Source organism: Roseovarius spongiae (genome assembly GCF_003651245.1).
GTDB classification, from domain to species: domain Bacteria; phylum Pseudomonadota; class Alphaproteobacteria; order Rhodobacterales; family Rhodobacteraceae; genus Roseovarius; species Roseovarius spongiae.
Genome location: NZ_RAPE01000004.1, coordinates 195,648 through 219,076, shown reverse-complemented (window position 1 = coordinate 219,076; position 23,429 = coordinate 195,648). Strand labels below are relative to the sequence as shown.

16 protein-coding genes, 4 tRNA genes, 3 rRNA genes and 1 pseudogene are annotated in these 23,429 nt (G+C 62.3%); 11 read left to right on the top strand and 13 right to left on the bottom strand.

Annotated features, from left to right (window positions below; all coding sequences use genetic code 11):
* Positions 1 to 92 precede the first annotated feature (92 nt).
* Together D6850_RS19540 and D6850_RS19940 are read left to right on the top strand one after the other, a co-directional pair.
* A complete protein-coding gene (locus D6850_RS19540; protein WP_166434080.1) occupies positions 93 to 239 on the top strand; it encodes a hypothetical protein in 147 nt (48 codons plus the stop codon).
* Positions 236 to 1,375 (top strand): annotated as a pseudogene (locus D6850_RS19940) (recombinase family protein); the annotation flags it as partial. The gene D6850_RS19540 and the pseudogene D6850_RS19940, both read left to right, overlap by 4 nt.
* 249 nt (positions 1,376 to 1,624) lie before the next feature.
* On the opposite strand, the gene D6850_RS19735 reads toward D6850_RS19940, so the two are convergent.
* The 9 genes from D6850_RS19735 to D6850_RS14570 all read right to left on the bottom strand — a co-directional run bounded on the left by D6850_RS19735 (position 1,625) and on the right by D6850_RS14570 (position 10,317).
* Positions 1,625 to 1,813 (bottom strand): hypothetical protein, encoded by a 189-nt coding sequence (locus D6850_RS19735; protein ID WP_245964201.1) that lies wholly within the window; start codon positions 1,811 to 1,813, stop codon positions 1,625 to 1,627.
* Between the two features lie 112 nt (positions 1,814 to 1,925).
* Positions 1,926 to 2,002 (bottom strand) — tRNA-Met (locus D6850_RS14605).
* 77 nt (positions 2,003 to 2,079) lie between these two features.
* Positions 2,080 to 2,194 (bottom strand): 5S ribosomal RNA (gene rrf / locus D6850_RS14600).
* Between the two features lie 91 nt (positions 2,195 to 2,285).
* A 23S ribosomal RNA gene (locus tag D6850_RS14595) occupies positions 2,286 to 5,752 on the bottom strand.
* 404 nt (positions 5,753 to 6,156) lie between these two features.
* Positions 6,157 to 6,232 (bottom strand) — tRNA-Ala (locus D6850_RS14590).
* A gap of 73 nt (positions 6,233 to 6,305) precedes the next feature.
* Positions 6,306 to 6,382, bottom strand: a tRNA-Ile gene (locus D6850_RS14585).
* Between the two features lie 162 nt (positions 6,383 to 6,544).
* Positions 6,545 to 8,011: ribosomal RNA gene (locus D6850_RS14580) — 16S ribosomal RNA — on the bottom strand.
* Together the 16S, 23S and 5S rRNA genes with 3 tRNA genes alongside form the textbook arrangement of a ribosomal RNA operon.
* Positions 8,012 to 8,739: 728 nt before the next feature.
* Positions 8,740 to 9,447, bottom strand: coding sequence for a class I SAM-dependent methyltransferase (locus tag D6850_RS14575; RefSeq protein ID WP_245964200.1), 708 nt, complete (start codon positions 9,445 to 9,447; stop codon positions 8,740 to 8,742).
* Between the two features lie 12 nt (positions 9,448 to 9,459).
* On the bottom strand, positions 9,460 to 10,317 hold the full coding sequence (locus D6850_RS14570; protein ID WP_245964199.1) for a hypothetical protein: 858 nt from the start codon (positions 10,315 to 10,317) through the stop codon (positions 9,460 to 9,462).
* A 221-nt stretch (positions 10,318 to 10,538) separates the two neighbouring features.
* On the opposite strand from D6850_RS14570, the gene D6850_RS14565 reads away from it, so the two are divergent.
* Entirely contained in the window at positions 10,539 to 11,654 is a 1,116-nt protein-coding gene (locus D6850_RS14565; RefSeq protein WP_147438909.1) for a hypothetical protein, read from the top strand.
* Here the strand turns inward: D6850_RS14565 and D6850_RS14560 are convergent.
* From D6850_RS14560 to clpB, 3 genes are all read right to left on the bottom strand, one after another.
* A complete protein-coding gene (locus D6850_RS14560; protein ID WP_121168264.1) occupies positions 11,635 to 12,570 on the bottom strand; it encodes a hypothetical protein in 936 nt (311 codons plus the stop codon). The two genes, D6850_RS14565 and D6850_RS14560, sit on opposite strands and share 20 nt — an antisense overlap.
* A 5-nt stretch (positions 12,571 to 12,575) precedes the next feature.
* On the bottom strand, positions 12,576 to 14,633 hold the full coding sequence (locus D6850_RS14555) for a glycosyltransferase family 2 protein (RefSeq protein ID WP_121168262.1): 2,058 nt from the start codon (positions 14,631 to 14,633) through the stop codon (positions 12,576 to 12,578).
* A gap of 249 nt (positions 14,634 to 14,882) precedes the next feature.
* Complete coding sequence (gene clpB, locus D6850_RS14550; RefSeq protein ID WP_121168260.1) at positions 14,883 to 17,501, bottom strand: ATP-dependent chaperone ClpB; 2,619 nt, start codon at positions 17,499 to 17,501, stop codon at positions 14,883 to 14,885.
* A 258-nt stretch (positions 17,502 to 17,759) separates the two neighbouring features.
* Between clpB and D6850_RS14545 the strand changes: the two genes are divergently transcribed.
* From D6850_RS14545 to D6850_RS14535, 3 genes are all read left to right on the top strand, one after another.
* Positions 17,760 to 18,062: a hypothetical protein gene (locus tag D6850_RS14545; RefSeq protein ID WP_121168258.1), complete on the top strand. Its 303-nt coding sequence runs from the start codon at positions 17,760 to 17,762 to the stop codon at positions 18,060 to 18,062.
* 152 nt (positions 18,063 to 18,214) lie between these two features.
* Complete coding sequence (pyrF, locus tag D6850_RS14540) at positions 18,215 to 18,910, top strand: orotidine-5'-phosphate decarboxylase (protein WP_121168256.1); 696 nt, start codon at positions 18,215 to 18,217, stop codon at positions 18,908 to 18,910.
* Positions 18,911 to 19,080: 170 nt separating this feature from the next.
* Positions 19,081 to 20,337, top strand: a complete 1,257-nt coding sequence (locus D6850_RS14535) for a DNA polymerase IV (protein WP_121168254.1) — start codon at positions 19,081 to 19,083, stop codon at positions 20,335 to 20,337.
* 38 nt (positions 20,338 to 20,375) lie between these two features.
* Here D6850_RS14535 and D6850_RS14530 read toward each other — a convergent pair whose 3' ends face one another.
* Positions 20,376 to 21,239 carry an N-formylglutamate amidohydrolase gene (locus D6850_RS14530; RefSeq protein ID WP_121168252.1) on the bottom strand — a complete coding sequence of 288 codons (864 nt, stop codon included), beginning with the start codon at positions 21,237 to 21,239 and terminating at the stop codon, positions 20,376 to 20,378.
* A gap of 161 nt (positions 21,240 to 21,400) precedes the next feature.
* Between D6850_RS14530 and D6850_RS14525 the strand changes: the two genes are divergently transcribed.
* The 5 genes from D6850_RS14525 to D6850_RS14505 all read left to right on the top strand — a co-directional run bounded on the left by D6850_RS14525 (position 21,401) and on the right by D6850_RS14505 (position 23,402).
* A tRNA-Val gene (locus D6850_RS14525) sits at positions 21,401 to 21,475 on the top strand.
* An 81-nt stretch (positions 21,476 to 21,556) separates the two neighbouring features.
* Entirely contained in the window at positions 21,557 to 21,682 is a 126-nt protein-coding gene (gene ykgO, locus D6850_RS14520) for a type B 50S ribosomal protein L36 (RefSeq protein WP_005850168.1), read from the top strand.
* Between the two features lie 138 nt (positions 21,683 to 21,820).
* Positions 21,821 to 22,378: a cytochrome c oxidase subunit 3 gene (locus D6850_RS14515; protein WP_121168250.1), complete on the top strand. Its 558-nt coding sequence runs from the start codon at positions 21,821 to 21,823 to the stop codon at positions 22,376 to 22,378.
* A gap of 2 nt (positions 22,379 to 22,380) precedes the next feature.
* Positions 22,381 to 22,650, top strand: a complete 270-nt coding sequence (locus D6850_RS14510; protein WP_121168248.1) for a cytochrome C oxidase subunit IV family protein — start codon at positions 22,381 to 22,383, stop codon at positions 22,648 to 22,650.
* Positions 22,647 to 23,402 (top strand): sulfite exporter TauE/SafE family protein, encoded by a 756-nt coding sequence (locus D6850_RS14505; protein WP_342769541.1) that lies wholly within the window; start codon positions 22,647 to 22,649, stop codon positions 23,400 to 23,402. The genes D6850_RS14510 and D6850_RS14505 overlap by 4 nt, the downstream gene beginning before the upstream one ends.
* The last annotated feature ends 27 nt before the right edge of the window (positions 23,403 to 23,429 follow it).

Sequence of the window (23,429 nt, the reverse complement as noted above, 5' to 3'; positions counted from 1 at the left end):
CCGTTCCACTTCCTCGTCAGGCGTCAAAAAGGCGTCCGCGAAACCGCGCCGCCCCGCCACCGGCGGCAGAGCAATGCAAAGAGGAAGCAAGCATGAAATATCAGCCCAGAAAGACCACCCTCACCGCCGCAAATGACAATCCGGGGGGCGAAAAATCGGTAGAAATCGCCCTGTCGAATTTCGTCTCAGTGATTGCTAAGGCTTATGTCGCCGAAACTCGCAAGGAGTCCTCACTATGAGCACGGAAAACCGCAAGGCCCGCCGCGCCGCGGCCGCACCTTCCCAGCGTGGCTCCAATTCCGGTCGAGCAAAGGTGGTACTCTATGCCCGGTATTCGAGCGATAAGCAAAACGACCAGTCTTGTGAGCATCAGCTTGCACTCGGCCGCGAAACTGCAAATAAGCTTGGCTTTGAGATTGTGGGCGAATTCTCAGACCACGCTTTGAGCGGTCGCTCTCTCCTGCGCTCGCGCCCAGGCGTTTCCTCAATGAAAGAGCGTGTCGCTGAGGGCGATGTGTCCGCAGTCATCGTTGAGGGGATTGAGAGAATAGGACGGCGCGCGGCGGACATCAGCGTCATCGCGGATTGGTTTGAAGGCCGTGGTGTCGATCTCTATGCATCAAATGGCGGAAAGTTCGATTGGAAGCTCGTCCCTTTCCTTGGCGCCATCGCCGAGCACCAGTCGCGGGAAACAGCCGACAAGGTGCGAAGGGGCCAGAAGGGACAGACCCGCGACGGTCGCGTCGCTGCGGGTCTCGCCTACGGCTATCGTGTCGTCGGCAGCAAAAAAGAGCTGAATCGCGAGATTGTACCGGAAAGAGCCGACATTGTCCGCCGCATCTTCGACGATTACGCCGACGGGATCTCGCCACGTAAGATCGCGGCACAGCTCAATGAAGATGGTATTCCTTCCCCGTCCGGCGGCAAATGGAATGACAGCACCATAAGAGGAAACGCAAAGAAGCGTGACGGCATGCTGCGCAACGAAGCCTATGTCGGCATCATCGTATACGGTCGAAATCGCTTCATGCGCGACGCGGAGACCGGAAATCGCATCTCACGCCCCGCTGCCGTAGATGACATCGTTTACGGTGAGGCGCCTGACCTTGCGATTCTGGATGACGATGTCTGGAACAAGGTACAAGATCGCCTGGAGCGCACACACGCCCTCTATGCGGGAAAGACAGCACCGCTCAATGGCAGCCATCGAGCCCGCTACCTTCTCAACGGCTTGCTGAAATGTGGGTGCTGTGGCGGGGGCTTCACACTGGTCGCAAAAGAGCGCTATGGCTGCTACATCCGAAAGACCCAAGGCACTCAAGAATGCGGTAACAGCCGCACGATCACTCGCGAGCGGGTGGAAGATCGGGTACTTGCCCGGTTGCGCCACGGCCTGATTACCCCAGCCTTCGCTGGGCAATTTGCTGCGGAGGTGAAAATGCTGCTTGCGCGTGATCCCAAAGAGGACGATGCGCGCCGCATTGCGCTGGAGGGGCGCCTGAAACGTATAGAGGCTGCCATTGAAAGGCTGCTGGATCGCCTCGAGAGCGAGGAGGCGGGTGAGTCCCTTCTGGCTCGACTGGCGTCGCGTGAAGCAGAGCGCGACGAGTTACGGGCAGAAATCTCAAAGAGCGCAGCCTCGACCGAAAGCACAAAACTGCCAACCGCCGCAGAGCTGGAAAAAGTCTACCGCCACCAAGTCGAGCGTATCGAGGACCTTTTGACCGGGTGCGACCATATGGTGGAAGCTAACACCTTGCTCAAGGCGCTCTTGGGCGAAGTACGGCTGTCGCCGGACAAAGATGCCCAGCATGGCATGGCCATCGAGATCCGGGGGGAGGCCTCCCGGATCTGGCTAAATGACCGACCCAAAACGACGAAAGGCCTCCAAAAGGAGGCCTTGTCGATCTTGAGTCAGATTTCGGTGGTTGCGGGAGTAGGATTTGAACCTACGACCTTCAGGTTATGAGCCTGACGAGCTACCGGGCTGCTCCATCCCGCGCCAATTGTGGGCCCCGAAGTTGAGTTCATGCCGGGGCGACATCGAAGAGAGATACAGTCATTCGTTGGTCTTACTAGGTTTGGCAGCGACCTACTCTCCCACGTCTTGAGACGCAGTACCATTGGCGCGACAGCGCTTAACGGCCGGGTTCGGGATGGGACCGGGTGTTTCGCTTGTGCTATGACCACCAAACCGAGAAAAACCAACGAACGTCCAAGTCAGGCACACCGTTTCGTGCGCATGACGATTGATCGTAGCGGCCGGGGTCCGGCTTCTACTGGATCAAATCAAGCCTATCGGGCAATTAGTACCGGTCAACTGAACGCATTGCTGCGCTTACATCTCCGGCCTATCGACGTGGTGGTCTACCACGGCCCTCAGGGATACCTTGTTTCGAGGGGGGCTTCCCGCTTAGATGCCTTCAGCGGTTATCCTGTCCGTTCATAGCTACCCAGCACTGCCGTTGGCACGACAACTGGTCCACCAGTGGAACGTTCACCCCGGTCCTCTCGTACTAGGGGCAACTCCTCTCAAGTATCCTACACCCACGGAAGATAGGGACCGAACTGTCTCACGACGTTCTAAACCCAGCTCACGTACCTCTTTAAACGGCGAACAGCCGTACCCTTGGGACCTGCTCCAGCCCCAGGATGAGATGAGCCGACATCGAGGTGCCAAACACTGCCGTCGATATGGACTCTTGGGCAGTATCAGCCTGTTATCCCCGGCGTACCTTTTATCCGTTGAGCGATGGCCCTTCCACTCGGGACCACCGGATCACTATGGCCGTCTTTCGACTCTGCTCGACTTGTCAGTCTCGCAGTCAGGCTGGCTTATGCCATTGCACTCAACGAGCGATTTCCGACCGCTCTGAGCCAACCTTCGCGCGCCTCCGTTACGCTTTAGGAGGCGACCGCCCCAGTCAAACTACCCGCCACGCAGGGTCCCGGATCCGGATAACGGACCGCGGTTAGACATCAAAAGTGCGAACAGTGGTATCTCAAGGGCGACTCCACCGAAACTGGCGTTCCGGCTTCAAAGTCTACCACCTATCCTGCAAATCCCAATTCTGATGCCAGTGCGAAGCTGTAGTAAAGGTGCACGGGGTCTTTCCGTCTAACCGCGGGAAACCTGCATCTTGACAGGTAATTCAATTTCGCTGAGTCGATGTTGGAGACAGCGGGGAAGTCGTTACGCCATTCGTGCAGGTCGGAACTTACCCGACAAGGAATTTCGCTACCTTAGGACCGTTATAGTTACGGCCGCCGTTTACCTGGGCTTCAATTCAAGGCTCTCACCTCTCCTTTTAACCTTCAGGCACCGGGCAGGCGTCAGACCCTATACGTCGTCTTGCGACTTCGCAGAGCCCTGTGTTTTTAGTAAACAGTCGCCACCCCCTGGTTTGTGCCCCCAGCCAATACTTGCGTAGAAACTGGGCCTCCTTCTCGCGAACTTACGGAGGTATTTTGCCGAGTTCCTTCAACATCGTTCTCTCAAGCGCCTTGGTATTCTCTACCGGTCCACCTGTGTTGGTTTAGGGTACGATCTAGCGATGGAGCTATTTCCAGGGACCGATCAGCGGCCCACCCAATCCGATAAGGGTGAACAACCTTCACGATCCGTCACTTCCATCTGGCCCAGGAATATTAACCTGGTTCCCATCGACTACGCCTTTCGGCCTCGCCTTAGGGGTCGGCTTACCCTGCTCAGATTAGCTTTAAGCAGGAACCCTTGGACTTTCGGCGACAGTGTCTCTCACACTGTTTGTCGCTACTCATGTCATCATTCTCACTAGTGATCTCTCCACCGGATCGCTCACGCGCCGGCTTCATCGAAAGCTCCTTGTCTCCGTAACGGCCGAAACCGCTAAAGAGACTAGGAACTATGTCACACTACGCTCTGCTACCATGCCTTACGGCATCCTAAGCTTCGGCTCATGGCTTGAGCCCCGTTACATCTTCGCCGCAGGACAACTTGTTTAGACCAGTGAGCTGTTACGCTATCTTTAAAGGATGGCTGCTTCTAAGCCAACCTCCTGGTTGTTTTGGTCGTCCCACCTGCTTTCCCACTTAGCCATGAATTGGGGGCCTTAGCTGTAGGTCAGGGTTGTTTCCCTCTCGACTACGGACGTTAGCATCCGCAGTCTGTCTGCCATCTAGTACTTCTCGGTATTCGGAGTTTGGTTAGGATCAGTAAGCCTGTGGGGCCCCATTACCCATCCAGTGCTCTACCCCCGAGGGTATTCGGATGACGCTCTACCTAAATAGATTTCGCAGAGAACCAGCTATCTCCGAGTTTGATTGGCCTTTCACCCCTAGGCACAACTCATCCCGACCTTTTTCAACAGGTGTGGGTTCGGCCCTCCAGTAAGTGTTACCTTACCTTCAGCCTGGTCATGCCTAGATCACTCGGTTTCGGGTCTGATCCATCTAACTCATTCGCCCTATTAAGACTCGCTTTCGCTGCGCCTACACCTACCGGCTTAAGCTTGCTAGATAGACCAAGTCGATGACCCATTATACAAAAGGTACGCCGTCACAAGACTGGACACTAATGACAATCGTCACGGCCTCGCGGCCGAAGATCATTTGGTGGGGATCGACACCCTGAACTGAACCGTCTCGAGTCCAGGGTTGTTGCTGTAGATGCCGGCGTTCGACCTGTGGTCGATGCTCAGCCCCATGCGGACGCCTTGCTTGTTGGCGTATCCGACCTCGATCCCGGAACGGAACTGGATCGGTCCACCCAGCCCCACGTCGCCGCCCTTGCTGTACAGCCCGGGCATCGCGTGAAATTGTGCGTACCACCGTTCGTTCGGGGTCGTGTATGTCGTCGTGTTGCCGAGACCGATCCAGAACCCACCGTCTTCGGTAACCGAAGCACCGTAGGTGAACTGGAAGGGGCCGCGCGCCATCCCGGTCTGCTTCCGAAGGTAAATCTCTTCACCGATGGAGTTTTCCTGAAAGACCACGTCACCGACCGAAGCCGAGACATAACCTTGGCGCTCGTTCTTCGCGAGGCAACCTTCGTTCGGGCAGTGATTGAAGCCCATGTTGATCAACCCCAGGACGAGGCCGATAACAGCGAAGGTTCCATCGGTAACAACGGCAAAATCCGACATGCTTTCCTGCCCATTCTGTTGGTTACCCAACCTAATGGAACAGATTGTCATTAGAGTCCAGTCAAGCTCCGACTGATTGTAGGCGTTCGGTTTCAGGTACTGTTTCACTCCCCTCGTCGGGGTGCTTTTCACCTTTCCCTCACGGTACTGGTTCACTATCGGTCAGCAAGGAGTACTTAGCCTTCGAAGGTGGTCCTCCGATCTTCAGACAGAATTTCACGTGTTCCGCCCTACTTAATACGTCCAATCATGTTTCCTATACGGGGCTGTCACCCTCTATGGCCGTGCTTCCCAACACGTTCTAGTCACATTCATGGCTCGGCTGGTCCCCGTTCGCTCGCCGCTACTAGGGGAGTATCAATTGATGTCCTTTCCTCCGGGTACTTAGATGTTTCAGTTCTCCGGGTTTGCTCTTATAACCCTATGTATTCAGGTTATAAGTACCTGCTTCACCGCATTATTAGCTGCTCCGAAGAGCAATAATAACACGGTATCAGGTGGGTTGCCCCATTCGGAAATCCACGGGTCAAAGGTTATTCTCACCTCACCGCGGCTTATCGCAGAGTATCACGTCCTTCATCGCCTCTTGCTGCCAAGGCATTCACCAAACGCCCTTTTCGCGCTTGATTTGATCCAGAAAAAGACAGACCGTAGTCTGCCGCGGCCGTGGAAGCTGGTAAGAAACCACAGCCCTTATTCTGAACCAAAAGTCATACTTTCCCGCCTGGCCGCATGTCGTGGCGGCCAGACTTTCGGTTCAAATCCTTGCGGATCCGAACCTGGGTTAGTGTACTTGACTTGGACAACACCGCCGCTTTCGGCAGGGATACGCCAGGAGGGTTGAGGAAGCAGCCCTGCAAGACGCCTTCCGCCCGGAGGCGGAACCAAACCGAGATGGCTGCGTACTTACAGCCACCAGCAGTGTCGTTATTGTATCTCTCTTTACGATGTTAAAGTGGTCGAAAGCGATGCTTTCAACCTGTCCGATTGGACGGCTAAGCAGTCTGGACTGCTTAGCGATCTAATCGGGTTATGGTGGAGCCTAGGAGGATCGAACTCCTGACCTCCTGAATGCAAATCAGGCGCTCTCCCAGCTGAGCTAAGGCCCCTAAGGGTGGCTTCGCCGTAGGCGATACGCCGAAACCCGAGATCGTCATCTTTCGCTGCACGAAAGTATGACGGTGGTGGGTCGAGGAGGACTTGAACCTCCGACCTCACGCTTATCAGGCGTGCGCTCTAACCACCTGAGCTACCGACCCAGACAGGCCGGTAGGCCTGAAGTTGACTGAAGAGATATGAGGACGGCTCGGCCCAAGTTGATATTCGCAAGCGAATTCAACTGATGTGACCGGCTTTGATTGCCGATCTGCTAAGTGTTTCACGATCAAGAGCAAGCTCGAGATAACTAGAAACATCCTTAGAAAGGAGGTGATCCAGCCCCAGGTTCCCCTAGGGCTACCTTGTTACGACTTCACCCCAGTCGCTGAGCTCACCGTGGTCCGCTGCCTCCTTCGAAAAGGTTGGCGCACGGCCTTCGGGTGGACCCAACTCCCATGGTGTGACGGGCGGTGTGTACAAGGCCCGGGAACGTATTCACCGCGTCATGCTGTTACGCGATTACTAGCGATTCCGACTTCATGGGGTCGAGTTGCAGACCCCAATCCGAACTGAGATGGCTTTTGGGGATTAACCCACTGTCACCACCATTGTAGCACGTGTGTAGCCCAACCCGTAAGGGCCATGAGGACTTGACGTCATCCACACCTTCCTCCCGCTTATCACGGGCAGTTTCCATAGAGTGCCCAGCCGAACTGCTGGCAACTAGGGATGTGGGTTGCGCTCGTTGCCGGACTTAACCGAACATCTCACGACACGAGCTGACGACAGCCATGCAGCACCTGTATGACATCCAGCCGAACTGACCGATCCATCTCTGGAAAGTACGATGTCTATGTCAAGGGTTGGTAAGGTTCTGCGCGTTGCTTCGAATTAAACCACATGCTCCACCGCTTGTGCGGGCCCCCGTCAATTCCTTTGAGTTTTAATCTTGCGACCGTACTCCCCAGGCGGAATGCTTAATCCGTTAGGTGTGTCACCGACAAGCATGCTTGCCGACGACTGGCATTCATCGTTTACGGTGTGGACTACCAGGGTATCTAATCCTGTTTGCTCCCCACACTTTCGTACCTCAGCGTCAGTATCGAGCCAGTGAGCCGCCTTCGCCACTGGTGTTCTTCCGAATATCTACGAATTTCACCTCTACACTCGGAGTTCCACTCACCTCTCTCGAACTCTAGACCAACAGTTTACAAGGCAGTTCCGGGGTTGAGCCCCGGGATTTCACCCCATACTTGCTGATCCGCCTACGCACGCTTTACGCCCAGTAATTCCGAACAACGCTAGTCCCCTCCGTATTACCGCGGCTGCTGGCACGGAGTTAGCCGGGACTTCTTTACTGGGTACAGTCATTATCTTCCCCAGCGAAAGAGCTTTACGATCCTAAGACCTTCATCACTCACGCGGCATGGCTAGATCAGGCTTTCGCCCATTGTCTAAGATTCCCCACTGCTGCCTCCCGTAGGAGTCTGGGCCGTGTCTCAGTCCCAGTGTTGCTGATCATCCTCTCAAATCAACTATAGATCGTAGACTTGGTAGGCCGTTACCCCACCAACTATCTAATCTACCGCGGGCCGATCCTTCTCCGATAAATCTTTCCCCCGAAGGGCGTATAAGGCATTAGTCATCGTTTCCAATGGTTATTCCTTAGAGAAGGGCACGTTCCCACGTGTTACTAACCCGTCCGCCGCTCACCCGAAGGCGCGCTCGACTTGCATGTGTTAGGCCTGCCGCCAGCGTTCGTTCTGAGCCAGGATCAAACTCTCAAGTTGAAAAGCTGTTGCCAGCTTATCCTTGACGTTCGAACCTCTGCACATATGCGTTCCGACCGGCAAAGGTCGGAACATACTGTCTGTTGTGCTTCTGGTTTCATAAGAAACCGGAAACCGTCCAAACAGTGAAGCTGACACTACATCATCGGGTTGCCCCTAGTAGCGCGATATATGTGCAGTTGTCTGTTCATCGAATGAACCAAACCGCCCACATATCTCTTCAGATATCATCAATTTCAAAGAGCGTGGAACCCGAGGGCCCCGAGACAAAATCAACCGGCTGCGCTCAAACTCTTAGCGCGACCCGCCTTATCTGCCTCAATTTTTTCCGCCGTCTGCCTTGTCAGATCATCGTCTGTCCGGCCTCTGGCGTCCCGGTGTGTGCATCTCTGCGCCGCCGGTGAGGTGGTATTTACGGTTTGGACCCCGGACCCGCAACCCCTTTTTTCGGGAAAGATGATGTTTTTTGCCGAAAACCTGTTTTTTCAGCAAAAATAGGGGGTTATGTCCTAAAAATTACGATTCAAGTCGGTTTCGGGCAACTTTCTTACCGCGTTTACCCGGGGTTACATAGCACATCTTGGCCTCATGGGGGGCGGGAATCCGGGACTCACCCCTGCCGCGCGGCTGACTCGGCGGGATTCGCGGCCCGAGTCGCGCCCCCGAGTCGGCGAATCCGGCGACTCATCGCGCCGATTCCCGTCTTCGCTCCGACTCGGGTGCTGAGTTCAGCGTTTGTGAATCACCGCCACCTGGTCCTTGCGCTTCTTCTGGTAGCGCACGGGATGCACGATGCAGGCGGATATCTGAGGCCTCAGCGCATTGAACCGCGCCGCGACCTCGGGGTCGGAATGAGTGAACGCGCGCTCATCTATATAAGAGCGCAGAAGCGCCGCCGTCTTGGTGATCCCCTCGACCTCGTACGTGTCGGGCTGCCAGCGCAGATCCTCGATTACGTAGAGACCGCCGGATTTCAGGCGCGGGAAGATTTCCAGAAAGGCGTTCTGCTGGTGGTGGCTCGCGTGGCTGGCGTCGTCGATGACGATGTCCGGGGCGGGGATGTCGGCGGCGGCGCGGGCGATTTCATCCCGGCTGTCCATGTCGCAGCGGTGGAAGGTGAACCGCTCGTCCTCGAACCACGAGAAATCCGATACGTCCAAGCCGTGGATACGCGCCTTGGGAAAATACTCGAGCCACATGCGAATCGATGGCAGGTCGCCCGTCTTGCGGTCCTTGTCGACGCCGTGCTCGGGGCCGCCGATCAGCAGGCCCATCTCCAGGAAAGTGATCTTGCGCTGCCGGTATGGGTGAAACAGCATGTGATAAAGTTCGGTGTAGCGGTGCTTGGCCGATCCCTTGTCCGATCCGTAACGATCCGCAAGATCGGTGAGGTTCTCCATCTTCCTGCCCTTCCGGCCCGGTCCTGCATCCAGCATGCGCCCGCTTCCTTATCCCGTAACGTCTTCGGTGGTCTTCGCCGCGATCACCGGCGCCGCGTGCGGGTCGATCCCGTGCTTCTTCAGCAGCGCGTCGATCAGCCCACCCTCGTCCGGCAGCCCCGCCGGTCGGCTGGCGAGGAACTCGCGGATGCGCCGCCCGTAGAGATGGATCGAGGTGGTCCGCTCGGTCAGGCATTTCTCGGCCGCCTTGCGCCCGCCGGCTTTCACCATCTTGCGGCGCAAGTCGAACGGCACGGGATAGAGCACGTCGCGCGCAAAGGCATGCTTGTCCTCGCCCGTGCGCTGAAGCCAGGCGGTGACCGCCTGCGGCCCCCAGACGCCCCAGGGCAGGTCGCTCACATGCACCGGATCGCCCGCCTCGGCGCGCGCGCGCAGCTTTTCTTTCGCGGTGTCGCCGTACCAGAAGGGAATGCCGTATTCATCGCCCGACATCTCCAGCAAACCGGCCAACGCGGCGCTGTCCGGCGGCAGACCGAGAACGCCGCCGTTTATATGGTGTTCGCTCTCCCAGCCAAAGTAATGGCCGGTCTCGGTCTTGAACGGCTTCATGCAATAGGCGTCGGTATCGGCCCAGATCATGCGCTCGCCTTGGGTCAGCAGGTGATAGCGGAACACGTCGGAAAACAGCGCGAGGCTCCCGGTGCGGCCATGCTGGATGAATTCGTCCCGTTTGAGGACCGCGTCGCCATGCACGACGGCGACGCCCTCGGGCACGTTCGACACCGGGCCGTAATGATAAAGCGTGACCTCGTGGCCCACGTCCAGGAATGACTGCACGCAGAGCTGCTCGACATAGCTGAGCGGGCCTTCGACCCAGAGCATGCCGATATGGTGGAGTTTACTCATGATGTGCGACTGCCCCTGTTTGCCTGTGGCGCCTCTTGCGTCCCCGTTTGCCGGGTTGTTTTCGCCCTGTCATGTTAGACGCTCGCCCTGTTTCGCGCAATTTTTTTCGCGCGCCCCCGTCCAGAGCGTCGAAACAGCCGGTTACCTCCATCATGAGGATTCCCGCATCATGTGTTTTGGGTTAATATCCGACAAACACCCGCGATCAGATGGGGGCAGAGATGAGCAGTCAACCGATCACACCGCTATCCTTTTGCGTGATGCCGTCGCGCTTCCTCCGCCGGGACGCGCCGCATGGCTTCGCTGAATGGAGCGACCGGGAACAGCGCGCCTTCGACGACGCCACGCTGTTCTACGACGTTTTCCGCTCAGGCGCTCCGGACACGGTCTATGCAGTCGGACCGCCGCTGAAGCAGACCTTCCGCCGCTTCCTGAAACGCGCCGCGCTGACGCTGGACGGCGTTCCGGCCAAAATGCGCGAAATCAGCCAGTCGCGCCGCGCCTCGATCCTCGAGATCACCGCGCCGGTCAGGACGCCGGTCACGCTCGGCATCTCCCACCCGCAACTGTCCTTCAGCATCGCCATCGCGCCGGACAACCTGCATCGCTATGCCGATAGGCGCGCCATGTTCACCCTGTCGCGCAACAACACGCTGGAATGGGTCCGCGACTGGGCGCGGTTTCATGTCGAAACCCAAGGGGTCGAAGCGATCGTCCTGTTCGACAACGCCTCGGACATCTACCACGCCGACGCGCTGGCCGAGGTGCTGGACAAGATCGACGGCCTTGCGACATTCGACGTGGTTCCGGCCCCGTTCCAGTATGGTCCCATCGGGCTTGGCCGCGAACTGACCAGCGCGCGCTACCTGCAATTCGGCGTGTTCGAGATCACGCGCCTGCGCTTCCTTCAGGACGCGGCGGGCGTGCTGAACATGGATATCGACGAAATGGCCTACACGCCCAAGGGCGCAACCGTGTTCGACATCGCCGCGGATACCGACGCCGGCTTCCTGACGCTGCCGGGCAGCTGGCGTTACCCGGAACCGGGCGCGCCGATGATGCATGGCGCGCACACGATGCGGCACTCGGGCGAGGAAGAGCCCATGTATCCCAAGTGGTGCCTGCTGCCGCGCGGGCCGCACCTGGGCAAGAGCTGGCGCACCCATGGCCTGAAGGGCGTGCCCGATCAGGTCGAGGAAGGGTGCGGATTCTTCCATTGCCGGATGATTTCCGAAAGCTGGCATTACGACCGCTCGGAATACGCCGATCTCGCGCTGGAGCCCGACCCGCTTGCGCAAAGCGTGCTCGTCCCCGCCCTCACGGGGCGAGCAGCGTAACCCGCTTGCGCATTGCGATCTCGGTCAGGTCTTTTTCATAGAGCCGCCCCAGATGCGCGCGCTCGGCCGCGCTCCAGGGGTCGTATCCGGGATAGTCCGGCCCGCGCGGATAGGCGTCCTGGATCTCGACCCGCCGCGCCAGCGCCGCGTCGCCCCCTTCGCGCTCGATCGCGATCAGCAGCTCCTGCACCGCGCGGTGGCTGGCCGAGGGGCGACCGCGCTTGCGCTTGGGCTCGGCAAGCGTGTTGATGTCGAACCCGGGACCGATGAGGTTGCCGATCACCCGCTCCGACAGGGCGCCGAAATCCTCGTGCCGCCAGACGGTCATTTCCGCCTCGGGAAAGCAGCTGAGCACGAGGTCGACAAAGCCGGTCCAGCTCGGCAGGTTCGACAGCACCGCGCGCTTCATCTGCGCCTCGGGGATAACGTTCTCGCCCTTGGCCGAGCGCAGGAACTCGATGAAGGTCGAGGCGAAGAAATCCGCGTAGTGCCGCAGCGCGATATGCACCTCCGTGACGGGATAGGGGATGTTCTGCGCGAAGATCGGGATCAGCGTCCTGCCCCGGCTATAAAGATGCCCCGAGCGCACGCAATGCCCGCTATGCCCCGGCATGTTCTCGTCCGAGAGAACGATTCGCTCGCCCGCGCCCGCGCCGATCTTGCGGAAGAACTTGGTCGCCTTTTTCGCCAACTCCTTGTCCGGCACCTTGGTGCGGTATTCCAGCCCCAGCTTCTCGTAGCCGTTCAACTGTGCCGGAACGGTATATTCCTTGCGCGTGTCACGGTGATGGACATAGTAGACGCCGCTTTTCCGCAGCCGCCCGGCGTTGCGTTGCAGGATGGACTGGATATGGCTGGTGGCGGTCTTGTGCACGCCGCCATGCACCACAACGTAAGGCGCGCCGCCCTTGGCCATCGCACTCAGCTTTCCTGCAATTCCGGCGCGGCGTTGATCCCGGCGATCTGGGTGCGGAACGCCTCCCAGCCGTCGCGTTCCTTCAGCGCCTGGATCCTGCCGCGGTGCCAATCGACGGCGGCGCCATGCAGCCGGGCGAGCTCATCGTCCTTCAGCAGATTCGCCATCTCGCGGCGCAGCCCCGGCAGGCGGCTGTGGATCGAGATGTCCTGCTCGGCATTGTAGTTCATGTTCGACCAGTAGGTGACGCCCTGGTCGTCGCCCACGTGGTTGGTGCGCCCCCGGTCGCGTTTCACCAGGAAACTGTCGACCGAGCGCACGGCGTAGTGGTGCAGCCGCGCGAAATCGTGGCGGAACCCTTCATACGCCTTCCACCCCTGCCCCAGATACGGGTCCGGCATCGGCTGCCCGCCGCCATCGACCCAGGCGATATCGCCGCGATCGAGGTGGAAGGCGGGACGGTGGATGCGCAGCTTGATCAGCTTGTCGTTGTTGCGCACCAGCGTCTTCATGCCCAGCGCGCGGTAATTGGGAAATTCGTCCTCGCCGCAGGCGCGGTCGAACTGCTCGATCACGGGGCGATCCTCATAGTCGATCCGCCCGCTATTGCCGAAGAGCTTCCAGCAGACCGAGATCGCGTCCGCATCCCCGACCGCCGCGAACAGATCGTCAAGCCGCCCCTTGCCCACGCGGATGTTGAGGAACTCGTCGCAATCCGCGCAGATCAGCCAGTCGGCGTTCTGCACGATCGCCTGCTTGCCGGCGTCCTTCAACGCGGAACGCTGCGGGCTGCCGCCGGGCTTGAACGGGTTTTCGCGATGCTCGGCAAGGCCCAACGCCTCGAGCCGCTTCGCGATCAGGTCGGTGCCGTCGTCGCAATCGTTGGTGTAGATCAGGAAATCGCTAAACCCGATGGAGCGGTTATAGGCCACCCATTCAAGCATGAACGGCCCCTCGTTCTTCATCGTGGTGACGATCAGCCGCCGGTCGCCCCCCTTGCCCGCGGGGGCGTTGCGCCCGGCATTGGCCGGGGCGATGATCCTCGCGCCGCTGCCGTCCTCGGGCATGCGGGCCGATTTGATCTTGGGCTGGTTGCTGACATCAACCGGCGCGGCGGGCGCTGCGTCGGCAGGCGCGGCGTCAGCGCCATCCTCACCCGCGATGGCTTGCGCCTCTTCCTCCAACCGCCTCTTGCGCTTGCGCAGGCGACGACGGAAGGTCTTGTCGAAATGCGTCGCGAGATCCTCGCGCCCCTTGTCGCGGAAGTAGCCCGAGACCGACCCGCGATACCACGGCAGGTTGCGCCGCGCGCGGTAGAGCCGGTAGAACTCCGCCTCGGTCAGCTCGTCGAAGATCACCCGCTCCATCACCGGCTTGAGCGCGCCCATCTTGCGCAGGAACACGGCCGTCTTGTGGACCGAGAACCAGCATTTGAAGATGCGGATATTGTCGTCGCTGCTGAACCGGTCGACATGTTTCTGGTCCAGTTCGAAATAGGGATCATAGAAGATATTGACCCGCCCCGCCTTGGCGGTCTGCGCGGCCCCGTCGGAAAGCGGCAGCGTCCAGTCCTGCCGCCGGCCGTTCTCGTATCGTGTCTCCCATGGCACAAGGTCGGGGTCGAGCGTCGATTGCGGATTGATCGCCGCCACATGCGCGCCCGGCGCGAAGCTCGAGAAGGCCAGCGCCGCGTAGCCGCCCATCGACACGCCCGCGAACACCACCCGCTTGTAGCCGTCAAAGAACCCCTGCGCCGCCAGCGCCTCGAACCGCTGGATAAGATCGGCGTCGCGATACCAGTCGCTCACATGCGCCATGACGCCCAGGTGCGACAGCCCATTGTCCTGCGCGAACTTGTAGGCCCACGGCTCGCGCGTGACGGAATCGTCGCCGACATTGCTGAGGTTGTCGAAGGTGACGAGCAGCCGGTCAGAGGGCCGGCGCACGAACATCAGAGAATGGCGCAGATTCTTCTCGAAGAACCCCTCGCCCTCCGCGCCGGGCCGCAGGTCGTCGAGCCAGCGGGGGGACTCCGGGGTCGTGTCGTCGGCCTGTTCGCTCATAACGGTGCTCGCGCTCTGCCTGTGTCGCGGCGCTATCGGCGCACCGCGTTATTTTTCGGGCATTATAGAACGCAGCTTTGAATCCTCGCAACATATCAATGAAATTGTGGTTATTGTTTCCAGTTGCGGGACATTTGGGGGACAGAAAACCACTGTAGGAACCGTTACCTCCCGCCCGGATTGAAGGGTGTAGCCCGCCGGGCGTGCGCGAAACGAAAAAGGGGGCGCCGACGCGCCCCCGTTCCATACTCAATGCACCACGGCGTCATCCGGCTTGGGCCGGTCCGTGCTGCCGATCCGGTCGCCGATGATAAGGCCCTCGGCCCCAGCGGTGATCGGCACGGTCGCACCGTCAAGCACGTCGCCCGCCAGCAGCATCTCGGCCAGCGGATCCTGCACCGCGCGCTGGATCACGCGTTTGAGCGGGCGCGCCCCGAACACCGGGTCGTAGCCTTCGTCGGCCAGCCATTTCTTGGCGCCTTCGTCGAACTCGAGCGTGATCTTGCGCCCCGCGAGCCGCTTGGCCAGCCGCGCGAGCTGGATGTCCACGATCCCGGTCATGTCCTCGCGGCCCAGCCGGTCGAAGATCACCGTCTCGTCCAGCCGGTTCAGGAACTCCGGCCGGAAATGGGCGCGCACCGCGTCCATCACGTCGCGCCGCGCCTGCGCCATGTCCCCACCTTCGGGCAACTGGCTGAGCGCCTGCGCGCCGAGGTTGCTGGTCAGCACGATCAGCGTCTGCTTGAAATCGACCGTGCGGCCCTGTCCATCGGTCAGCACCCCGTCATCGAGCACCTGCAACAGCACGTTGAACACGTCCGGATGCGCCTTCTCGACCTCGTCGAACAGGATCACCTGGTAGGGTCTGCGCCGCACCGCTTCGGTCAGCACGCCGCCCTCGTCATAGCCCACGTAGCCCGGCGGGGCGCCGATCAGGCGGGCGACCGCGTGTTTCTCCATGAACTCGGACATGTCGATGCGCACCATCGCCTGGTCGTCGTCAAAGAGGAACTCGGCCACGGCCTTGGTCAGCTCGGTCTTGCCGACGCCCGTAGGCCCGAGGAACAGGAACGAGCCGAGCGGCCGCCCCTCGTCATGCAGGCCGGCACGCGCGCGGCGCACGGCGCTCGCCACCGCCTTGACGGCGGTGTCCTGGCCGATCACGCGACGATGCAGCCCGGCCTCCATGCCCAGCAGCTTCTCGCGCTCGCCCTCGAGCATCTTGGCCACCGGGATGCCGGTCCAGCGTTCGACCACCTGCGCAATCTGTTCAGGACGCACGGCTTCCTCGACCATGACGCCGTCCTCTTCAGCCTTCTCGGCCTCGGAGAGCTGCTTTTCCAGCCCCGGGATCACGCCATAGCTAAGCTCACCAGCCCGCGCCAGGTCGCCCGCGCGCTTGGCGTGGTCAAGCTCGATCCGCGCGCGGTCGAGCTGCTCCTTGAGGTCGCGCGCAGAGGCCAGCTTGTCCCGCTCGGCCTGCCATTGCGCGGTCATCTCGCTTGAGCGTTCCTGCAATTCGGCCAGTTCCTTCTCGAGCTTGTCGAGCCGATCCTTGGATGCCGCGTCGTCCTCTTTCTTGAGCGCCTCGGCCTCGATCTGCATTTGCAGGATCTGCCGGTCGAGCGCGTCGAGCTCCTCGGGCTTACTGTCCACTTCCATGCGCAGACGGCTTGCGGCCTCGTCCATCAGGTCGATGGCCTTGTCCGGCAGGAAGCGGTCGGTGATGTAGCGGTGGCTCAGCGTCGCCGCCGTCACCAGCGCGCTGTCGGAAATGCGAACCCCGTGGTGAAGCTCGTATTTCTCCTTGATGCCGCGCAGGATGCTGATCGTGTCCTCGACGGTCGGCTCCTCGATCACCAGCGGCTGGAACCGCCGGGCGAGGGCCGCGTCCTTCTCCACGTGCTTGCGGTATTCATCAAGCGTGGTCGCGCCCACGCAGTGCAGCTCGCCGCGCGCCAGCGCCGGCTTGATGAGGTTGGCGGCGTCCATCGCGCCGTCCGCCTTGCCCGCGCCGACGAGCGTGTGCATCTCGTCGATGAAGAGGATGATCTCGCCCGCGGCCGCGGTCACCTCGTTCAGCACGCCCTTCAGCCGCTCTTCGAATTCACCGCGGTATTTCGCCCCGGCGATGAGCGCGCCCATGTCGAGCGCCAGCAGCCGCTTGTTGGCGAGGCTTTCGGGCACGTCGCCATTGACGATGCGCAGCGCGAGACCCTCGGCGATGGCGGTCTTGCCGACGCCGGGTTCGCCGATCAGCACCGGGTTGTTCTTGGTCCGCCGGCTCAGCACCTGCATGGCGCGGCGGATCTCGTCGTCGCGGCCGATGATCGGGTCGATCTTGCCTTCCTCGGCGGCGGCGGTCAGGTCATGCGTGTATTTTTCGAGCGCCTCGTAGGCATCCTCGGCGCTGGCCGTGTCGGCGGTGCGCCCCTTGCGGATGTCGTTGATCGCCTCGTTCAGCTTCTGCGCGGTGACGTCGCCGGCCTCCAGCGCCTCCTTGGCGGGCGAACGCACGACCGCCAGCGCGGTCAGCATCCGCTCCACGGGAACGAAACTGTCCTTCGCCTTGCCGGCCAGCTTCTCGGCCTCGGCCAGAACCTTGCCGGTCTGCTGATCCATGTAGGTCTGCCCCGCATCGCCGCTGACCTGCGGGATTTTCGCCAGCGCCGCGTCAAGCGCCTGCACCACGCGGCCCGCATCGCCGCCCGCGCGCTTGATGAGGTTGCTCGCCAACCCCTCGCTGTCGTCCATCAATGCCTTGAGCAAATGTTCGGGGGCCAGTTTCTGGTGGCTCTCCCGCATCGCGATCGTCTGGGCCGCCTGGATGAAACCGCGCGACCGTTCGGTGAACTTGTTCAAGTCCATCGCCTTTCTCCTTCTGTTAAGCGTCATTCCACTTGCGCACCCAGCATTAGGCATGCGCGGTCGGAACCCTTGGATCGAAAATGGGGAGCGCGCCCGAACCGTTCAAGAAGACCCGCCCAAAATCCCCCGATCACGCGATTTTTAAGCGCCAACGCATGGAACCTTGCCGCCGATTCCTAAGTTATCCACAGGAAGGTCCGCTTTATCCACAAGGGCCTCAGGGGTTTGGAGAAGACCCGCCATAGAAGGAGCAGTGCCTTGTATATCGAGAAAATCCAGTTCGATAATGTCCGCTACAATCCCGAGACCAGCGCATTCGAAACGCTGGTCAAGATCAGCGATGGCGGACAATCCTACGCCTACCCGGTGCACGTGACCGCGTCGCTATACGCGGAGTTCGGCATTATCGCCCGAGGCCTGGCGCAAAAGGCGCGCGCGCTGCACCGGGCGCATGATCCGGGTCTGCGGCTCACCCGCCGCGCCGACCCAGCCGGGACCGCCCCCCGGCGCACGGCGCGCGGCTCCATAATCGATCGGCTGATGGGGCGTCACGCGGCCTGACGACCGCTCGCAAGGTCTTCCGGGGCTTCCCGCGGGGATGACCGGGACGATTCTTTGGATCAGCAGCCGCCACAATGCGCGCGTCCCCAGGTCTTGACCCTGCCGTGTCCTGCCGCGATGTAGGGGCGCGCCTTTCAACAGGGAAATTTCACATGACCGCCTCCGATGACCGGCTGATCGTCGCGCTCGACCTGCCCAACGCGCTCGACGCGCTTGCGCTTACCCAACGAATCGGCCCGCAGGTCGGTTTCTACAAGATCGGCCTCGGCATGCTCACCGGCGGGGGCCTCGCGCTCGCGCAGGAACTGGCCGAAGAACATGGCAAGCGCATCTTCCTCGACATGAAGCTCTTTGACATAGGCGCGACGGTGGAAAACGCCGTGCGCGGGCTGGCCCAATTCGACATCGACCTGCTCACCGTTCACGGCGATCCGCACGTGGTGCGGGCGGCCAAGGCGGGCGCGGCGGGAAAACCGCTCCGGATCCTCGCGGTGACCGTCCTCACCTCGCTCGACCGGGCCGATCTCGACGCCGGGATGATGCAGGCGGGCGACGTCGCCGACATCGCGGTCGAGCGCGCCGCGCGCGCGATGGAAGCCGGCGCCGACGGCGTCATCGCCTCCCCGCAGGAGGCGGCGGCGATCCGCGCCCTGCCCGAAAGCGCCGGCAAGCTCATCGTGACGCCGGGCGTGCGCCCCGCGGGGAGCGCGCTCGGTGATCAGAAGCGCGTCGCGACGCCTGCGCAGGCGGTCGCGGACGGGGCCGACCACATCGTCGTCGGCCGCCCGATCTGGGCCGCGGACGACCCCGCGACCGCCGCCGCGTCCGTGCTGGCCGAACTTGGCTGAGCCAGGGGCGGCTTCAGAGAGTCCTCATGCCTTCAGCGAGGATATTTCCGGCAAGAAGAAGCGGCGGGGCCACGGCATTTCTTGGTGAAACAACTATGTCGCCACGCCGGAGTTGGGGCCGCCGGTCCGCTGGTATATACTGACCCCGGCGCACTGATCCGAAACGAGCCATGCCCGCATTCTGCCGAGACTGCCTGACCGAACTCGCGCCCGCGACGCGCCGCTGCGCGGCCTGCGGCAGCCCCCGCGTGCTGTCGCATCCCGAGCTTTACGATCTCGGCATCGCGCACATGGATTGCGACGCCTTCTACGCCAGCGTGGAAAAGCGCGACGACCCATCGCTCGCGGGCAAGCCGCTGATCATCGGCGGCGGGCGGCGCGGCGTCGTTTCGACTGCGTGTTACGTGGCGCGGATCCGCGGCGTGCGCTCGGCGATGCCGATGTTTCAGGCGCTCAGGCTCTGTCCCGACGCGGTGGTGCTGAAGCCCCGGATGGAGGTCTATGCCGGCGTGTCCCGCCAGATCCGCGCGATGATGGAAGAGCTGACCCCGGATATCGAGCCGCTCTCGCTCGACGAGGCGTTTCTCGACCTGCGCGGCACCCAGCGGCTGCACGGCGCGCCGCCCGCCGTCATGCTCGCGCGGCTGGTGCGGCGGATGTCGCGGGAGCTGGGGCTGACCGGCTCGATCGGGCTCAGCCACAACAAGTTCCTGGCCAAGATCGCCTCGGACCTCGACAAGCCGCGCGGATTCTCGGTGATCGGCGAGGCCGAGACCGCCGATTTCCTGCGGGACAAGCCGGTGCGCATGATCTGGGGCGTCGGGCAGGCCGGGCAGGCCGCGCTCGAGGCCGCAGGCATCCGCAGCTTTTCGGACCTGCTGCGCTGGGAGCGGACCGACCTCGTCGCGCGGTTCGGCGCGATGGGCGAGCGGCTCTGGCATCTGGCGCGCGGGCAGGATCGTCGCCGCGTCAATGCCCGCGCGCCGGTCAAGTCGATCTCGAACGAGACCACCTTTGCCGAGGATACCGGCGATCCGGACATTCTCGACGGGCATGTCTGGCGGCTGGCGGAGAACGTGTCGGACCGGGCCAAGGCGCGGCGACTCGCCGGGCGGGTCGTGACGCTGAAGCTGAAGCGCGCCGATCACGGCACCCTGACGCGCCGCACCGCGTTGCGGGACGCGACGCAGATGGCCGACGTCATCTATCGCACCGCGCGCGGGCTGCTCGGCCCCGCGCTGGCACAGGCGCCGTTTCGGCTGATCGGCATCGGCCTCTCGGACCTGCTGGACGAGGCGGGCGCGGATCTCTCGGGCGATCTGCTCGACCCGCAGGCGCGCGCGCGCAGCGACGCCGAGCGCGCGACCGACGCGATTCGCCAAAGGTTCGGACACGACGCCATCCGCAAGGGCCGCGCGCTGCGTTGACGGGCGAGGCCGCCCGCAAGGGCGAAGGAGCCGGCGCGTTACTCCGCCGCCAGCCGCTGTTCGCGGGGACGGCCGATTTCGGCGATCTGTGCGATCACCCCGGTCAGAAGGGCGCGGAACGCCTCGAAATCCGCGTTCGGCTCGATCCGGCGCTCGTCCATGTAGAGCGCGCGGTCGATCTCGACCTGCACCACGTGCCGCCCGCGCGACGGGCGGCCGTATCGCTGGGTCACGTAGGCGCCCGCGAAGGGCGTGTTGCGCGTCACCATCAGGCCCGCGGCGCGGAACGCCGCCTCGATCCGATCGACGATGGCGCCGCTCGCCGAGGCGCCGAACCGGTCGCCCAGCACCACGTCGGGGCGGCGCGCGCCCTTCTGGGTGAATTGGTCCATCGCCTCATGCGGCATCGAGTGGCAGTCGATCAGGATCGCCTGCCCAAAGCGCGCATGCGCCGCCTCCAGTTCCGCGGCCAGGGCGGCGTGGTAGGGCTGCCAGCAGGTCACGATCCGCCGATCCGCCTCCTGGCGGGACAGCTTGCCCGCATAGATCGCGCGCCCGTTCGAGACCACTCGCGGGATCACCCCGAGCCCCGAGGACAAGCGCGGATTATGCCCGTTTGCGCGCACGCCCTCGATCAGCGCCGGGTCGAGCTCGTCCGCCGATCGGTTGAGGTCTACGAAGGCGCGCGGCGCTGTGGCGTGCAGCAGCGGCGCGCCCATGCGGGGCGCCGCGTCGAACAGCCGCTCGACGAAGGCGTCTTCCGAGCTGCGAATCGCGCTGGCGTCGAGAATCGTGCGCGCGAGGAAATCCGCAGGGTAGTCGCGCCCGCTATGGGGCGATGCGAACACCGTGCCGGTGGTGCGCCGCTCCGGCTCAATCAGGTGGTAGGCGATCTCGGGCATCGTGTGACGGGCAACTTTCATCGGTGCGGCCTTCATGATAGCGCGTTTTTTTCCCGAACCAAAAGCCCTTGATCCCCGCATCGCGTTCTTTTATAGACCGGCCACCGGCGCGGACTTCCGCGCCCCTATTCGTTGGGGCGCATGTCCAGGCCGGCATTCATGGGCGATTAGCTCAGCGGTAGAGCACTTCGTTGACATCGAAGGGGTCACTAGTTCGAACCTAGTATCGCCCACCATGAATCCACTGTTCCGGGTCCGCCCGGGACGCCCGCAAACCCAAAGGCGCTGGCCCGCGCCGCACAAAGGAGGAGACGACGATGAAAGTTCGCAACTCGCTTCGTTCGCTCAAGAACCGGCACCGGGATTGCCGCGTGGTGCGCCGCAAAGGCCGCGTCTACGTCATCAACAAGACCCAGCGCCGCTTCAAGGCCCGCCAGGGCTGAGCGACGCCCGCCCGTCGGGCGGCCGATTTCAACCCCCGCCCTGTTCGCAGGGCGGGGGTTTTCGCATGCGTGCCCGGAGGGTTGAAGGGGCCGCGCCTTCGCGCTAGGGCATCGACCGTTCCGGGTTCGGAGACGACCATGACCCACACGCCAACGCCCTCGCTGCTCGAGGAACTGCCGGGCGACCTGCTGATCTGGGTGCTGATCATCAGCGAACTGCTGGTCTTCGGCGCGGGCTTCACCGCCTTCCTGTCGGTGCGGCTGACCGATCCCGTCGGCTTTGCCGAGGCGCAGACGCATCTGCATCGCGTGGGCGCGGCGATCAACACGATCGTCCTGATCTCGAGCGGGTTTCTCGCCGCGCTCGCCCTGAAATGGCGCAATGCGACCCGCCGCGTGGCGGCGCGGCTGGCCCTGATCGGCGCGGCGCTCCTGGGCGTGGCGTTCCTGGTCATCAAGTGGATCGAATACGCCGACAAGGCGGCGCAGGGAATCACCTACGAAACCCACCCCTTCTTCATGTTCTACTACCTGCTGACCGGGTTCCACGCCGCCCACGTGATCGCGGGCGTTCTCGTGCTGCTCTTGATCGCGTGGCGCGATTCGCCCGAGAACATCGAGACCGGCGCCGCCTTCTGGCACATGGTCGATCTCGTCTGGGTGCTGCTCTTCCCCGTCGTCTACCTGTTGGCGTGACCATGACCAGACCCGACAAACTGACCTTCGCGTGGATTTCCCTGCTTGTGCTGAGCGGCGCCACCACCATCGTCGCCGAACTGGTGAACCTCGGCTTTGATCCGCGCGTCACCGGGACACTGGTGCTGTTCCTGGCGCTGATGAAGGCGCGGATCATCCTCGCGCGCTATCTCGGGCTGGCCGAGGCGCCGTCCTGGCGGCGCGGGTTCAACCTCGCGCTGAGCCTCTTCTGCCTGCTGCTGCTCGGGCTCTACCTGGGGCCGTTGCTGTGACGCTGGCCGATCTCGCCCTGCTGGTCGTCGCCGGTTTCGCCGCCGGCGTGCTCAACGCCATCGCGGGGGGCGGGACGTTCCTGACGCTGCCCGCGCTGATCTTCGTCGGCATCCCTCCGGTCGCGGCCAACGCGACCGCGACGCTTTCGGCCCTGCCGGGCTATCTCAGCAGCGCCTGGGGATTCCGGCGCGACCTGCGCGCCGAGGGGCGTCTGTCGCTGCGCGGGATCGTGATCGCCTCGGGAATCGGCAGCCTCGCGGGGGCGGCGCTGCTGCTGCTCACGTCGGACGCGGTGTTCTCGGGCATCGTGCCGTGGCTGTTGCTGCTCGCCACCGCGCTGTTTGCCGCCGGCCCCGCGCTGATCCGGCGCCTGCGCGCACGGGGTCTGCCCGATGCGGGGCCCGTTCTGTCCTTCGTCGTGCTGGTCGCGGTGTCGATCTATGGCGGGTATTTCAACGGCGGGCTGGGGATCATGCTGCTCGCCGCGTTCGGGCTGCTGGGCTACTCGGACCTGCACGCGATGAACGGGCTGAAGAACGCGCTGTCGGTGATCCTGTCGCTGATACCGGTGTTGGCCTTCATCCCCGCCGGCGTGATCGCCTGGGAGGCCGCCGCGCCCGTCGCGCTGGCGGCCACGGCGGGCGGGCTCATGGGGGCGGGACTGAGCCGGAGAATCGCCAACCCGAACCACCTGCGGATCTTTATCGTTCTGGTCGGCCTCGTGATGAGCGTTCTGTTCTTCCTGCGCTGACTTGCCGCGCGCGCATCGCTGCGGTTA

Coding starts and splice junctions, on each gene's coding strand:
- D6850_RS19540 (WP_166434080.1), top strand. CDS start 93: ATGAAATATCAGCCCAGAAAGACCACCCTCACCGCCGCAAATGACAAT.
- D6850_RS19735 (WP_245964201.1), bottom strand. CDS start 1,813: ATGCTGGGCATCTTTGTCCGGCGACAGCCGTACTTCGCCCAAGAGCGC.
- D6850_RS14575 (WP_245964200.1), bottom strand. CDS start 9,447: ATGCTGGATGCAGGACCGGGCCGGAAGGGCAGGAAGATGGAGAACCTC.
- D6850_RS14570 (WP_245964199.1), bottom strand. CDS start 10,317: ATGAGTAAACTCCACCATATCGGCATGCTCTGGGTCGAAGGCCCGCTC.
- D6850_RS14565 (WP_147438909.1), top strand. CDS start 10,539: ATGAGCAGTCAACCGATCACACCGCTATCCTTTTGCGTGATGCCGTCG.
- D6850_RS14560 (WP_121168264.1), bottom strand. CDS start 12,570: ATGGCCAAGGGCGGCGCGCCTTACGTTGTGGTGCATGGCGGCGTGCAC.
- D6850_RS14555 (WP_121168262.1), bottom strand. CDS start 14,633: ATGAGCGAACAGGCCGACGACACGACCCCGGAGTCCCCCCGCTGGCTC.
- clpB (WP_121168260.1), bottom strand. CDS start 17,501: ATGGACTTGAACAAGTTCACCGAACGGTCGCGCGGTTTCATCCAGGCG.
- pyrF (WP_121168256.1), top strand. CDS start 18,215: ATGACCGCCTCCGATGACCGGCTGATCGTCGCGCTCGACCTGCCCAAC.
- D6850_RS14535 (WP_121168254.1), top strand. CDS start 19,081: ATGCCCGCATTCTGCCGAGACTGCCTGACCGAACTCGCGCCCGCGACG.
- D6850_RS14530 (WP_121168252.1), bottom strand. CDS start 21,239: ATGCCCGAGATCGCCTACCACCTGATTGAGCCGGAGCGGCGCACCACC.
- ykgO (WP_005850168.1), top strand. CDS start 21,557: ATGAAAGTTCGCAACTCGCTTCGTTCGCTCAAGAACCGGCACCGGGAT.
- D6850_RS14515 (WP_121168250.1), top strand. CDS start 21,821: ATGACCCACACGCCAACGCCCTCGCTGCTCGAGGAACTGCCGGGCGAC.
- D6850_RS14510 (WP_121168248.1), top strand. CDS start 22,381: ATGACCAGACCCGACAAACTGACCTTCGCGTGGATTTCCCTGCTTGTG.